Genomic DNA, 13,403 nt, shown 5'->3' with positions numbered 1-13,403 from the left:
TTGCCTTTGATCGGCGTCGCGGTGCAACCATTTTTTGGCCTGATCGCAAATCGGTGCACCTTTTTGCCTGCGATGCGGGGCGGAGGCAACGTCGGCAGGTGTTCGCCTTACGGCTGGGTTGAAAACCGTGCCGCCGCCGACAGCAGAACGTCTTCTTCCCGGGCGCCCCGCACCAACGCCTCGACCGCGCCGCCGTCCCTGCCCCGCAGGAAAGAGATGCCTTGCATGACTGTCTCGCGGATGGAGGCCGCGTTTTCGCCGATGCCACCGGAGAACACCAGCGCATCGAGACCGCCCATGGCCCCCGCTGCCCGGCAGACCTCGCCGACCACGCGGGCGACGAAGTACGAGACGGCTTCTTGCGCCGCTGGCAGGTCAGAGGCGGTCAGGTCGCGCATGTCGCTCGATACGCCGGACAGCCCCAAAAGCCCGGACCTGTAGTACAGCAGGATTTCGACCTCTTCCGCAGAATGACCGTTGCGCAGCAGGTGGAGGATCACACCCGGGTCCAGCGCGCCGCACCGGGTGCCCATCGTCAGCCCGTCGAGCACCGAAAACCCCATGCTGGTTGCCACGGACCGCCCGTTCACGACCGCAGTGACTGAGCAGCCGTTGCCGAGGTGCGCGATTGCCAGACGCGTGGTGGCGACAGGGAAGCCCTCGGACAGGAGCGCGCTACAGATGGATTGGCAGGCCAGCCCGTGGAAACCGTAGCGGCGGATGCCTTCGTCGTAGAAACGGCGTGGCAAGGCGTATGCGTCGTGTTCGAAGGGTTTCGTCGCGTGAAAGGCGGTGTCGAAACAAGCGACGTGGCGAGCGCCCGGGAACAGATCCTGCGCCGCGCGGATCGCGCCTATCCCGTGCGGCTGATGAAGGGGCGCGAGAGGGACGATGTCTTCGAGCGCGGACAGTACCTCGGGCGTGATCCGCTCCGGCTCCGTGAAGCGGGGCCCGCCGTGCACGATGCGGTGCCCGACGCCGGTGATCCGGAAATCGGGGCGTTCCGTTTGCAAGATCGACAGAAGACGGTGCAGCGCACCGGCGTGTTCCGCCTCGGGGCAAGCCTGCGCCTGCTTGCCGCCGTCTTGCCGGCAAAGCGAGAGCGTGGCCTTGTCCGAACCAAGACGTTCCGCTGCGCCCCATAGCAGCGGCTCCTCAGGTGCGGCGACCGGAGCGACCGCGAATTTCACCGAGGAAGAACCGGTGTTCAGCGCAAGGACGGCATCGGTCATGGTTTCCCCCCACTCGGCGCCCTGCGAAGTCGCGGCCCCGAGTGTCGTCGGCGCCGCCGCAGGGCCGTGTCGCATCCGGATGGGTATCGCCCAAAGCACGCCCTGCCAACCACCGGCGGTCCAGAACCGGAAAGGCGCCGACGTCAGTCAGGCCCGGCACTGCCCCGGGCACCTGTACCGTCTCAGTTGAGATAGTCCTTGAGCGTGGCCACGGTCCCGTCCGACCAGAGCATACGCAACCACTTTTCGAACGCCGCGGCGAACCGCGGATCGTCTGCCAGTGCACCGTAGAAATGACGCTGGCCGAGCCAGGCTGCGGGATCGGTCTTCGCGGCCCGAGCCACGGCCTTCAGGTCGTCCCAGACCGGATCGTTCGCGACGATCTCGGAACCGTCCTCGCGGGTGCCTTCGCACATCCGCGCCCAAAGCGCTTGCGAGAGCGCCAGACCGTCCAGCGGCGTCCCCTTGGCCACGGCATCGCGGATCTGCGGCAGCACCGCCCCGGTATGCCGCGACGATCCGTCGAATGCCACGCGGCGCACGGTGTCGGCGATCTTCGGGTTGGAAAACCGTTCGTCGATGAGGTCGACATAGGCCTCTGGAGTCATGCCCGGCACGGCGTGGATGTGCGGCGCCATTTCCTCCAGCGCGATCTTGCGGAAGAGGCCCTTGATCTCCGGATGATCCATAGTCGCGTGGATCGTCTCGATGCCGAGGATATCTGCCGGGGCGGCGATAACCTGGTGGCCGCCGTTCAGGATGCGCAGTTTCATCGCCTCGTAGTCATGGACGAGGTCGGTGATCGTGGCGCCGACGTTCTCCCACGCAGGGCGACCAGCGCAAAACCTGTCCTCGATCACCCACTGGCGGAAGTTCTCATGCGTCACCGGAACCGCATCGTCGATGCCGAAGTCCTGCACCAACGCCAGTTCCTTCGGTCCGGTGGCGGGCACGATGCAATCGACCATGGAGTTCGGGAAGGCGGAATTCGCCTCGATCCAGTCGGCGAGGTCGGTATCCATCAACCGGGCGAGCGAGACGATGACCATGTGCATGATTTCGCCGTTGCCGGGGAGGTTGTCGCAGCTCTGGCAGGTGAAGGCCGGGACACCCGCATCGCGCCGCCGCCGCAGGGCTGCCACCATGGCGCCGAAAGCGGTCCGGGGCGCGTTGGGATTGGCCACGTCGTACTGGATGTCGGGATGGGACGGGTCGAACTTCTTGGTCGCCGGATCGAGGTAGTAGCCGCCTTCGGTGACGGTCAATGCCACGATGCGGATCGCCGGATCGGCCATCTGCGCGATCAGCGGGCCGTTCCCCTCCTCGATCGGCACGTAGCCGATCATGGAACCCACCACCTCGGCGGAGGTGCCCTTCGGGTCGAGCTCAATCAGCGTGGTCAGGTAGTCCTGCGCCGCCATCTTCTGGCGCTGCGCCTCGTCATAGGCGCGGACACCGGCGCCGATGATGCCCCAGTCGAGCGCTTCGCCCTGCTGCATCAGACGATGGAGATACCAGGCCTGGTGCGCGCGGTGGAAATTGCCCAGCCCGATGTGCACGATCCCGGGCGTCACGGCGCCCCGGTCGTAGGTGGGGCGCGCGATGGCTTCGGGCAAATCGGACAGGTTGGCGTCGCAAAGTCTGGTCGCCATGGGAACCTCTCAGGGATGGGCGGGAAGCAACGCCTCCCGACATGTCAATTAAGGGGCCGCTCGGCGGTCAGCTCATCCACTGCCCGCCGTCGACGTTGTAGGTCTGGGCCACCACGTAGTCGGCGGCGCTCGACGCCAGGAAAACCGCCATGGGGGACAGGTCCCCGGGCAGGGCATAGCGGCCTGCGGGCACGCTCGCCTCGACCTCTCGGCGCTTCTGGCCAAGCGGCTTGCCCTCGAGCTTGGCAAACATGGAATCGACGTGGACCCAGTGTTCGCCGTCCACCACGCCCGGCGCGATGGCGTTCACGTTGATGCCGTGCTTGATCAGGTTCAGCCCGGCGGATTGCGTCATCGAGATCACCGCCGCCTTGGTAGAGCAGTAGACGAGAACGAGGCTTTCCCCCCGCCGACCGGCCTGCGAGGCCATGTTTATGATCTTGCCGCCGTGCCCCTGCGCGATCATCTGTTTCGCCGCGGCCTGCATGGTGAACAGCGTACCCGCCACGTTGATGGCATACAGCCGGTCATAGCTGTCGCGGGTAATGTCCACCGTCTCGGCCGCGTCGAAGACGGCGGCGTTGTTCACAAGGATGTCGAGTTTGCCCGCGCGTTCGACGACACCGGCGATGGCCTCGTCGATGCTATGCTGTTGCGTCACATCGAGGTGAACGGCATAGGCGCCCTCCCCCAGTTCCGCCGCCGTTGCCTCTGCCGCCGCGATGTCGATGTCGCCGATGGCAACAGTCGCGCCTTCGCGCAGGTAGGCATCGGCAAACCCCTTGCCGATGCCCCGTGCCGCGCCGGTGATCAGCGCGGATTTTCCGTCCAGTTTTTTCATGCGATGCGCAGGCCCTTCGCGTCGAAGCGGTGGATCTTGTCGGGTTCGGGCGTCATCCAGACGGTGTCGCCATGGCGCAGGCCGAACTCGCCGCCGACGCGCAGGGTGATCGTCTCGGCCAGCCCGCTGTCGTGAACATGCAGGAACGTGTCAGAGCCGAGGTGTTCGGACACGCCGACAACACCCTTCCAGGTCCCGGCCTCGGTCGAGGCCTGCAGATGCTCTGGCCGGACGCCTATGGTGTGCGCGTCGTACTTGGCCGCCTCCGGCCCTTCGATGAGGTTCATCTTGGGCGAGCCGATGAACCCGGCGACGAAGAGGTTGCGCGGCTCCCGGTACAGCTCCAGCGGAGAGCCGACCTGCTCGATATGGCCCGCGCGCAGCACGACGATCTTGTCGGCCATGGTCATCGCTTCGACCTGATCGTGGGTCACGTAGATCATCGTGGTGGCCAGCTTCTTGTGAAGCTCGCTGATCTCCATCCGCATCCCCACACGCAGCGCCGCGTCGAGGTTCGACAACGGTTCGTCGAAGAGGAAGGCGGCGGGCTCGCGCACGATCGCACGACCGATGGCCACGCGCTGGCGCTGCCCGCCCGACAGTTGCCCCGGACGCCGTTCCAGATAGTCCGCCAGGTTCAGGGCCTTTGCGGCGGCGTCGATGCGCCGCTTCTGTTCGTCTTCCGGCACGCCCGCCATCTTCATGGGAAAGGCGATGTTCTTGCGCACCGTCATGTGCGGGTAAAGCGCGTAGGACTGGAACACCATCGCCAGCCGCCGCTTGGCGGGCGGAAGCGCCGTGGCATCCTGCCCGTCGATCTGGATATGGCCGCCCGTGACGTCCTCCAGTCCGGCGATCAGCCGCAGAAGGGTGGACTTGCCGCAGCCCGACGGTCCGACGAAGACGACGAACTCACCATCTTCGATGTCCAGGTCGAGCGGCGGGATGACGGTCACGTCTCCGAAGGATTTCTTGACCGATTTCAGTTGGATACGTCCCATGTTACTTCTCCCCCCTCGCTTATTTCACCGCGCCGAACGTCAGGCCGCGGACGAGTTGTTTCTGGCTGAACCAGCCCATGATCAGGATCGGGGCGATGGCCATGACGGACGCCGCCGAGAGTTTTGCGTAGAACAGCCCTTCGGGGCTGGAGTAGCTGGCGATGAAAGCCGTCAGCGGCGCCGCCTTGGCGGCGGTCAGGTTCAGGGTCCAGAACGCCTCGTTCCAGGCGAGGATGAAGTTCAGGAGCAACGTGGACGCGATCCCCGGTACTGCCATCGGTGTCAGCACGTAGAGGATCTCTTCCTTCAGGCTGGCACCGTCCATCCGCGCGGCTTCCAGGATCTCGCCCGGAATTTCGCGGAAGTAGGTGTAAAGCATCCAGACGATGATCGGCAGGTTGATGAGCATCATCACGATGACAAGTCCGACACGGGTGTCGAGAAGACCCATTTTGATGAACAACAGGTAGATCGGATAGAGCACGCCGACTGCGGGGAGCATCTTGGTTGAGAGCATCCAGAGCAGGATGTCCTTGGTCCGCCGTGAAGGCACGAAGGCCATCGACCATGCGGCGGGCACCGCGATGATGATCCCGAGGATGGTCGAGCCGCCCGCGATGATGACGGAGTTCCAGAGGAACCGCATGTAGTTCGAGCGCTCCTGCACGACCCCGTAGTTCTCCAGCGTCCAGTCGAAGAACAGGAAGACCGGCGGGTCGGAAATGGCCTGGGCCTCGGTCTTGAAGCTGGTCAGGATGGTCCAGAGGATCGGGAAGAAGATCAGCAGGCCGATCCCCCAGGCGATTGCGGTGTTCAGCGCCTTGCGCTGGCTTGTGACTGCGCGAGCCATGTTCAGTCCTCCCTCACGCGTCCAGGTTCTTGCCGACGATGCGCATCAGGAAGATGGCAACGATGTTGGCAAGGATGATGGCATAGACACCCCCGGCGGACCCGAGCCCGACGTTCTGGCTTTCCAGCACACGCTGGAAGATCAGGTAGGTCAGCGTCCGTGTGCCGAACGAGCCCTGGGTGGTGACGAAGATTTCCGCGAAGATCGACAGCAGGAAGATCGTCTGGATCAGGATCACGATGGTGATCGCCCGGCCGAGGTGCGGCAGGATGATGTATGCAAAGCGGGAGTGCGCCGGCGCCCCGTCCATTTCCGCCGCTTCGAGCTGCTCGCTGTCGAGCGACTGGATCGCGGTCAGCAGGATGAGCGTCGCGAAAGGCAGCCACTGCCACGACACGATCATGATGATCGAGGTCAGCGAGGCGTTGGAGAGCCACTCGACGGGTGCTGCTCCGAAGAACTTCCAGAGGTGGGCGAACAGGCCGTTCACCGGGTCCATGAACATGTTCTTCCAGACCAGCGCCGACACGGTAGGCATCACGAAGAACGGGGCGATGACAAGAAGTCGGACGATGCCCTGCCCCCACATCGGCTGATCCAGCAGAAGTGCCAGGAAGACCCCAAGGACGACGGTGATGACCAGCACGCCGCCGACGATGATCAGCGTCGTCATGACCGAGGGCCAGAAGGCACTGGACGTCACGAAGCGCACATAGTTGTCGAAGCCGGCCCAGCCAAGATCGCCGCCGCGCAGTGGCAGGTACTTCTTGAACGAAAAATACAGCGTCATCAGCAGGGGTACGAGCATCCAGCCCAAAAGCAGCACGACGGCGGGTGCCATCATCAGCCGCGCGGCAGATCGCGAATGTTGCGTTGCCATGTGACGTCCTCCCTCACCGGCGGCACGGCAGCCGCACGGAACGTTCATGAATGAAATGTGAGTTATTCAGATTGGTCCGGGGGCAACCTGCAGCGGTCGCCCCCGGACCGGGGAGGAGGCTTTAGTAGCCTGCGGCTTCCATTTCCTCAGCCGTGATCGACTGCGCCTTTTCCAGCGCTTCTTCTGCCGACTGCTGGCCTGCCAGCGCTGCCGAGAATTCCTGCCCGACCTGGGTTGCGATACCGGCGAACTCGGGGATCGCGACGAACTGCACACCCTGGTACGGAACCGGGTCCACGGTCGGCTCAAGCGGGTTCGCAGAGTTGATGCTGTCCAGGGTCATCTGGGCGAACGGCACCTTCTGGTATTCCGGGTTCTCGTAAAGCGAGGTGCGCGCGCCCGGGGGGACGTTGGCCCAGCCTTCGTTTTCGGCAACCAGTTCGATGTAGTCCTTCGAGGTCGCCCACTCGATGAACTGCTTGGCCGCGTCTTCCTTGGCGGTGCCCGCCGGGATACCCAGCGCCCACGCCCAGAGCCAGTTGCCCCGCTTGCCGTTGCCGGCGTCCGGCGCCAGCGCGAAGCCAACCTTGTCCGCCACGGTCGAGTCATCGGGGTTGGTCACGAAGGACGCCGCCACGGTGGCGTCGATCCACATGCCGCACTTGCCCTGCTGGAACAGCGCCAGGTTCTCGTTGAAACCGTTGGTTGAAGCACCCGGAGGACCGTAGTTGTTCATCAGGTCGAGGTAGAAGTTCAGGGTCGTCGCCCATGCATCGCTGTCGAACTGCGGGGTCCAGTCCTCATCGAACCAGCGCGCGCCGAAGGAGTTGGACATGGCGGTCAGGAAGGCCATGTTCTCGCCCCAGCCGGCCTTGCCGCGCAGACACACGCCGTAGATTTCCGCGTCCTTGTCGGTCATCGCCGCGGCCGCTTCCTTGATGAAATCCCAGGTCGGGGCGTCCGGCATCTCCAGCCCGGCCTTTTCCATCAGGTCGGTGCGGTACATGATCATCGAAGATTCACCGTAGAACGGCGCAGCATAAAGCGTGCCGTCGTAGGAGAGGCCGTCGCGCATGGCCGGAAGGATGTCACCGGCGTCGTAGCTGTCGCTGAGATCGTCCAGCGCCACCAGCCAGCCGTTCTTGGCCCAGATCGGCGTTTCGTACATGCCGATGGTCATGATGTCGAACTGACCGCCCTTGGTGGCGATGTCCTGGGTCACGCGCTGGCGCAGCACGTTTTCCTCAAGTGTGACCCACTCGACTTCGTGACCTGTTTTTTCGGTGAAGTCGCTCGTCAGACCCTGCATCCGGATCATGTCGCCGTTGTTGACGGTCGCGATGGTCAGCGTCTCGGCCGTGGCCGCGGTGGCGGCAACAGAAACGAGCGCGCTCACTGCGAACAGTGCGCTCTTCAGTTTCATCCAATTTCCTCCCTTGGTCTCTTGGATCGAACTGGCAATAGCTAAGACCAAGTGTCGCACTCCGTCAATCCATTTCTTTACTCCCGTAAATTTCTTTCTTGCCGCAGCGCAGAAACTTTACGCAGAGTTTCGCATGACAAGTTTGCCTTCGAAGAGGATTTCCCGGCGGATATCAGTGCGTTCACCGCCCTCGATCAACTTGAACAGCAGGTCGACGCTGCGTTCTGCGATTGCCGTATAGTCCTGGCTGACGGTCGTGAGTGACGGGCAGGTATAACGCGAGTACGGGTGGTCATCGTGCCCGGCGATGCGCAACGAGGTGCCGAATCCACGCCCCACGCGCAAACCCTTTTCGTACGCGGCCGCCAGCAGCCCGATGGCGAGACGGTCGTTTGAGCAAAGGATGGTGTCGGATGGCAGGCCGCGCTCCTCGATGAGCTTCAGCCCGCCTTCGTAGCCGATCCGTTCGAACTCCCAGTCCTCGCCCTCGACCTGCAACAGATGCACGGGCCGCCCCTCCCGTTCCATCGCCTCAGAGTAGGCCTTGCGCCTGCGGTAGGCGTTCGGGTTGGTCGGCGTCCGCATCTCGAAAAAGGCCGGCGAGGTGCCCGTTCGGCACAGATAATCGCAGATCAGCGTGGTGGCCTGAAGGTTATCGTGCCCCACAAATACATCGCCCAACTCACTGATATTGCTGTCGAACAAGACGGACGGCACATCCTTGCAAAAGGCTTCCAACGCAATGCGGTCGGAGGCGCGGCCAAGGGGGGCCATCAACACCCCGGCAGGCTTGATCGACCGGAGGCTGTCGAGGTTCTCGATCTCCTGGCTGGTGCTGCCGTGCGACGACAGGAGTATCGGACGAAAGCCGGCCTCAATCACCATGGTCTCGATGTTTCGGGCGATCTCGGCAAAGAACGGATCGGCCAGATAGGGCACCACGATCCCGACGTTCTTCGTCAGCTTCCGGTTCTGGTTGATCGCGAAGATATTGGGCCGGTAGTCGAACTCTTCCAGCGCGTCCTCGATCTTCTGACGGGTCGACTTTCGCACGCTGGAGGGGTCATGAAAGTACTTCGACAGGGTTGGACGAGAGATGCCGCAGACCGTCGCAAATTGCTCCATGTTCCGAATTCTCTGGTCCGACATTCTTTGCTCCTTGTCCCACGGCACCACCGCCCGCCTTCTCCGCAAACACCGGCCATTTTCTTTACGCGCGAAACATTTTAACAAGATAGTATTGTTCGCCGCAAACGGGGGTCAAGTGTTTGTTCCTGCGCAGCATCCGTGAGTGGCCACGTGCCCCTGCGGTGCCTATCATCATCCCACGGTCAACTGTCGCACAGGAGCCATCGACATGAGCTGGAATCCGAATCTGACCACGGGGCATCCCGACGATGCGGGACCCGACGCCATCGAAACAGTCATCGTGCCACGTGCGCGCGACCTTGGAGATTTCGAGGTGCGGCGCGCCCTGCCCGCCCCGCAACGCCAGATGGTCGGCCCGTTCATCTTCTTCGACCAGGCCGGTCCGGCGGAGTTCCTGACCGGGCAAGGCGTTGACATCCGCCCGCATCCCCACATCGGGCTCGGCACGGTCACCTACCTGTATCGCGGCGACTTCCACCACCGAGACTCCACCGGCGCAGATCAGGTCATCCGACCCGGTGAGCTCAACTGGATGATTGCCGGCAAGGGTGTCACGCACTCCGAACGCACCTCCGCCGAGGGCCGCTCCGGTCCCAACAGTCTGTTCGGCATCCAGACTTGGATCGCGTTGCCCGAGGATCGCGAAGACAGCGATCCGGTGTTCGAGCACCACGGCAAGGCCAGCCTGCCGGAATTCAACGACGGCGGTGTGTCCGCCCGTCTGATCCTTGGCCGCGCCTTCGGTGCGACGGCACCAGCCACGCTCTATTCCGACACGTTCTACCTGGACGTGACGCTGGAAGCCGGCGCGCGGTTCCCCCTGCCCGACGATCATGAGGACCGCGGCATCTATGTCTCCATTGGCTCGGTCCGTGTGGCAGGCCAGACGTTCGAGGCAGGCCGCATGATGGTCTTCCGCCCCGGCGACGCGATCACCGTCGAAGCCGGGCCGGAAGGCGCGCGCCTGATGGCCTTGGGGGGCGAAACACTCAATGGCCCACGTTACATATGGTGGAACTTCGTGGCCTCCTCGCGCGAAAAGATCGAAGCCGCCAAGGAAGAATGGCGCGCAGCGCATTGGGGCAAGGGCATGTTCGATCTGCCGCCCCGCGACCGGGAAGAGCACATTCCCCTGCCCTGACGGCTCGGAGCCAACGGTCGTAGCTTTCACGGCTTCGGCCGTGCGCCCCGCTGTTGGCCGTCCGCTGCCCCAATCAGGTGGTCAAGGCACGCCTTGCAGCCACCGCGCGGGGCCGTCAGGTCTTTGGGCGGCCAAGTGCTCAGGCGTCGTCAGGCCGCCAGCTCATGGGTTCTTCGCGAAACCTCGCGGCGGGCCGGGCATTTACGCGGTCTCCGGGAGCGAAGGAACGGGACACAGGCCGAAGCCCGCCCCTGTCACGCGGTTTTCAGGTAGTCCGCGACAGTGGCGCGCGCGCCGATTTCGGCAAGCGACACATATGCCGCCGTTACCGCCTCGCGGAAAACGGCATTCCCGCTCAGCCCCGCGTCAAAGACGTCGCGGACATCCAGCAACGCCGCAACCTTCCCCTCAGGCGTATCGGCCCCCTCGGAAGCAGACCTCAACCGCGCCGCCAGTGGGTCGCGCACGTCGATGGGCGCGCCCTTCTCATCCACGCCGCCGGCATACCGCATCCAGCCCGCCACGGCGAGGCACAGCCCCCTCGGCACGCGACCGGCCTGAAGGTTGTCGCGGATCGTTCCAAGCAGCCGCTGCGGCAGTTTTTGCGAACCGTCCATCGCGATCTGCCATGTGCGGTGACGGATCGCGGGGTTGCGATACCGCTCCAGCAGCGCGGCGGCATAGGCCGGCAGGTCCTCGCCCTCGGGCTGCGGCACGGTCGGCAGGATCTCTTTCGCCCACAGCCGTTCGCACATTGCGGCAAAGACCGGATCGGCCACCGCGTCAGAGATCGTCTCGTGTCCCGCAAGATAGCCGAGATAGGCCAGCGTCGAATGCGTGCCATTCAGGCAGCGCAGCTTCATCAATTCGTGCGCCTCGACGCTTTCGACGAATTGCGCCCCGGCCTTGTCCCAGTCCGGACGGCCAGAGGCAAAGCGGTCTTCGATCACCCACTGACGGAAAGGTTCGTGCACGACCATGCCGGGGTCGTCATACCCCTCCGCCTCTGCCAGCCGGGCCACGTCGGCCTCGGTCGTGGCGGGCGTGATGCGGTCCACCATGGTCGCCGGGAAAGGCACCTTGGCCCCGATCCAGTCCGCCAGCTCCGGCGAAACACGGCGCGCGAAATCGAGCACCACGCCCTTCGCGAGCGCTCCGTTCGACGGAAGGTTGTCGCAGCTCAGCACGGTGAAGGGCTCATGGCCTTCCGTGCGTCGGCGGTCCAAGGCAGCGCAGATGAAGCCCACGGCGGACTGCGGCGTGCCCGGTTGGTCGAGATCATGGGCGATATCCGGAAGCGCAGGGTCCAGCGCGCCGGTGGAGGGGTTGTGGCCATATCCCTTCTCGGTGATCGTCAGGGAGACAACCTTGACCGCGGGATCGGCCATCGCGTCGACCACGGCCTCTGGGTCCTCCGGAGCCACCAGCACCTCGGCGATTGACCCGATCACGCGGCGCGCTTCGCCATCCGGCCCAAGTTCGACCGCAGTGAAGACGCCGTCCTGTGGCATCAGTTGGTCGCGTGCCGTCGGCGATTTCAGCGAGACGGCGCAGATGCCCCACGGCGCGTCGCCGCGCACCTCGTCCGTGTAGACCGCGTTGAAGGCCCGGAAGAACGCCCCCGGGCCAAGGTGTACGATACCGATCTCGGGCGCTTCGCCCGTCCGTTCCAGCCTATCGGGCAAGCCAGCCTCCATCCACGTTCAGGACCGCACCCGTGACATACTTGGCGGCGGGTGTACAAAGAAAGACCACCGCCCCGGCAATGTCCTCAGGATCGCCCCACCTCCCCGCCGGGATACGGTCGAGGATCGCCTTGCTGCGGTCGGGATCGTTGCGCAGCGCCTCGGTGTTGTTGGTCGCGATGTAGCCCGGGGCCACGGCGTTGACGTTGATGCCCTTCGCCGCCCATTCGTTGGCGAAGATCTTCGTCAGGCCTGCGACACCGTGTTTCGACGCGGTGTAGGACGGCACGCGGATGCCGCCCTGGAAGGACAGGAGCGAGGCGATGTTGACGATCCGCCCGCCCGCGTCGCGCGCAAGGGCGTTCTTCGCGAACCGCTGGCACAGCATGAAGACGGCCTTCAGGTTCACGTCCATCACATCGTCCCAGTCGGCTTCCGAGAAATCGACGGCGTCCTCGCGACGGATGATGCCCGCGTTGTTCACGAGAATGTCCAGGTCGTCCGGCAGGGCTGCCACGCTGGCGTCGATGTCGGCGAGGTCCAGCAGCAACTCCTCGGCCGTGCCGCCCGCCGCTTCGCAGGCCGCGACGGTGCCTGCGCAGGAGCGGCGCCCGGCGGCGATCACATGCGCGCCTGCCCCGGCCAGCCCGACCGCGATGGCCTGCCCGATGCCGGTGTTGGCGCCGGTGACCAGCGCGCGCTTGCCGTCGATCCGGAAACTCAACGCAGGTCCTCCATCGCCACCATGTCCATGTCGGTGAAGTCGACGTTGTCCCCTGCCATCGCCCAGCAGAAGGTGTAGGCCGAGGTGCCCGCGCCCGCGTGGATCGACCAAGGCGGAGAGATGATCGCCTCTTCGTTCGCGATCACCATGTGGCGTGTTTCTTCGGGTTTTCCCATGAAGTGGAAGACACGCTGGCCTTCGGGTATGTCGAAGTAGAGATACGCCTCCATACGGCGGTCGTGCAGGTGACAGGGCATGGTGTTCCAGATCGAACCGCGTTTGAACTGGGTGTAGCCCATGACAAGCTGACAGCTTTCGACCACCTCCGGGTGCACGAACTGGTGGATCGTCCGTTCGTTGCTCGTCTCTTGCGCGCCAAGCTCGACGTGGCGCGCCATCTCGAAGGTTACCAGTTTCGTCGGGCAGGCGCGGTGCGCGGGGGCGGACAGCACGTAATACCGTCCCGGCGCGTTGAACGTCACGGCGCCGGACCCCATGCCGACATACAGCACCTCGCCCTTGCCGACGGTGTGGCTTTCGCCGCCGACCTCGACGGTCCCGGTTTCGCCGATGTTCAGGATGCCCATCTCGCGCCGTTCGAGGATCGTCGCGGTCCCGGTCTCCGGCGTTTGGTCGAGGACCAGCGCAGTCGCCCCCGGCACCGCAGACCCAAGGATGAGCCGGTCGTAGTGCGAATAGACCAACTTGATCTCGCCTTCCGCGAACAGGCCGCCGACGTGGAAATGATCGCGCAAACCTTGTGTATCCAGGCCCTTGGCGGTGGCCGGGTCGATGGCATAGCGGGTTTCGGCGTTTGTCGTCATG

12 protein-coding genes are annotated in these 13,403 nt (G+C 64.3%); 1 reads left to right on the top strand and 11 read right to left on the bottom strand.

Features of this window, described 5'->3' with window-relative positions; genetic code table 11:
• Positions 1 to 107: 107 nt before the first annotated feature.
• From ABFK29_RS09100 to ABFK29_RS09065, 8 genes are all read right to left on the bottom strand, one after another.
• Positions 108 to 1,232, bottom strand: a complete 1,125-nt coding sequence (locus tag ABFK29_RS09100; RefSeq protein ID WP_040604289.1) for an acetate/propionate family kinase — start codon at positions 1,230 to 1,232, stop codon at positions 108 to 110.
• A 182-nt stretch (positions 1,233 to 1,414) separates the two neighbouring features.
• The gene (locus tag ABFK29_RS09095) at positions 1,415 to 2,884 is read right to left on the bottom strand and encodes a mannitol dehydrogenase family protein (RefSeq protein WP_005857246.1); all 1,470 of its coding nucleotides are present in this window, start codon (positions 2,882 to 2,884) and stop codon (positions 1,415 to 1,417) included.
• A 67-nt stretch (positions 2,885 to 2,951) separates the two neighbouring features.
• Entirely contained in the window at positions 2,952 to 3,725 is a 774-nt protein-coding gene (locus ABFK29_RS09090) for an L-iditol 2-dehydrogenase (protein WP_005857244.1), read from the bottom strand.
• Positions 3,722 to 4,726, bottom strand: coding sequence for an ABC transporter ATP-binding protein (locus ABFK29_RS09085; protein WP_005857242.1), 1,005 nt, complete (start codon positions 4,724 to 4,726; stop codon positions 3,722 to 3,724). The genes ABFK29_RS09090 and ABFK29_RS09085 overlap by 4 nt, the downstream gene beginning before the upstream one ends.
• A gap of 19 nt (positions 4,727 to 4,745) precedes the next feature.
• Positions 4,746 to 5,576, bottom strand: coding sequence for a carbohydrate ABC transporter permease (locus tag ABFK29_RS09080; protein ID WP_005857240.1), 831 nt, complete (start codon positions 5,574 to 5,576; stop codon positions 4,746 to 4,748).
• 13 nt (positions 5,577 to 5,589) lie between these two features.
• On the bottom strand, positions 5,590 to 6,456 hold the full coding sequence (locus ABFK29_RS09075; RefSeq protein ID WP_005857238.1) for a carbohydrate ABC transporter permease: 867 nt from the start codon (positions 6,454 to 6,456) through the stop codon (positions 5,590 to 5,592).
• Between the two features lie 121 nt (positions 6,457 to 6,577).
• The gene (locus tag ABFK29_RS09070) at positions 6,578 to 7,879 is read right to left on the bottom strand and encodes an ABC transporter substrate-binding protein (RefSeq protein WP_005857236.1); all 1,302 of its coding nucleotides are present in this window, start codon (positions 7,877 to 7,879) and stop codon (positions 6,578 to 6,580) included.
• Positions 7,880 to 7,996: 117 nt separating this feature from the next.
• Entirely contained in the window at positions 7,997 to 9,028 is a 1,032-nt protein-coding gene (locus ABFK29_RS09065; RefSeq protein ID WP_040604288.1) for a LacI family DNA-binding transcriptional regulator, read from the bottom strand.
• Positions 9,029 to 9,236: 208 nt separating this feature from the next.
• Here ABFK29_RS09065 and ABFK29_RS09060 point away from each other — a divergent pair, with 208 nt between their 5' ends.
• Positions 9,237 to 10,169, top strand: coding sequence for a pirin family protein (locus ABFK29_RS09060; RefSeq protein ID WP_005857232.1), 933 nt, complete (start codon positions 9,237 to 9,239; stop codon positions 10,167 to 10,169).
• A 254-nt stretch (positions 10,170 to 10,423) separates the two neighbouring features.
• Here the strand turns inward: ABFK29_RS09060 and ABFK29_RS09055 are convergent, their stop codons facing one another.
• The 3 genes from ABFK29_RS09055 to kduI are packed head-to-tail and all read right to left on the bottom strand — an operon-like array spanning position 10,424 to position 13,402.
• Positions 10,424 to 11,866 (bottom strand): mannitol dehydrogenase family protein, encoded by a 1,443-nt coding sequence (locus ABFK29_RS09055; RefSeq protein WP_005857230.1) that lies wholly within the window; start codon positions 11,864 to 11,866, stop codon positions 10,424 to 10,426.
• Positions 11,844 to 12,578 carry a 2-dehydro-3-deoxy-D-gluconate 5-dehydrogenase KduD gene (gene kduD, locus ABFK29_RS09050; RefSeq protein WP_005857228.1) on the bottom strand — a complete coding sequence of 245 codons (735 nt, stop codon included), beginning with the start codon at positions 12,576 to 12,578 and terminating at the stop codon, positions 11,844 to 11,846. Before kduD ends, ABFK29_RS09055 begins: the two co-directional genes overlap by 23 nt.
• Positions 12,575 to 13,402, bottom strand: coding sequence for a 5-dehydro-4-deoxy-D-glucuronate isomerase (gene kduI / locus ABFK29_RS09045; RefSeq protein ID WP_005857226.1), 828 nt, complete (start codon positions 13,400 to 13,402; stop codon positions 12,575 to 12,577). The genes kduD and kduI overlap by 4 nt, the downstream gene beginning before the upstream one ends.
• Position 13,403 lies beyond the last annotated feature (1 nt).

This window comes from Sagittula stellata E-37 (assembly GCF_039724765.1).
Lineage (GTDB): Bacteria > Pseudomonadota > Alphaproteobacteria > Rhodobacterales > Rhodobacteraceae > Sagittula > Sagittula stellata.
The sequence above is the reverse complement of the archived record's forward strand: the minus strand, read 5'-3'. Positions and strand labels throughout refer to the sequence as shown.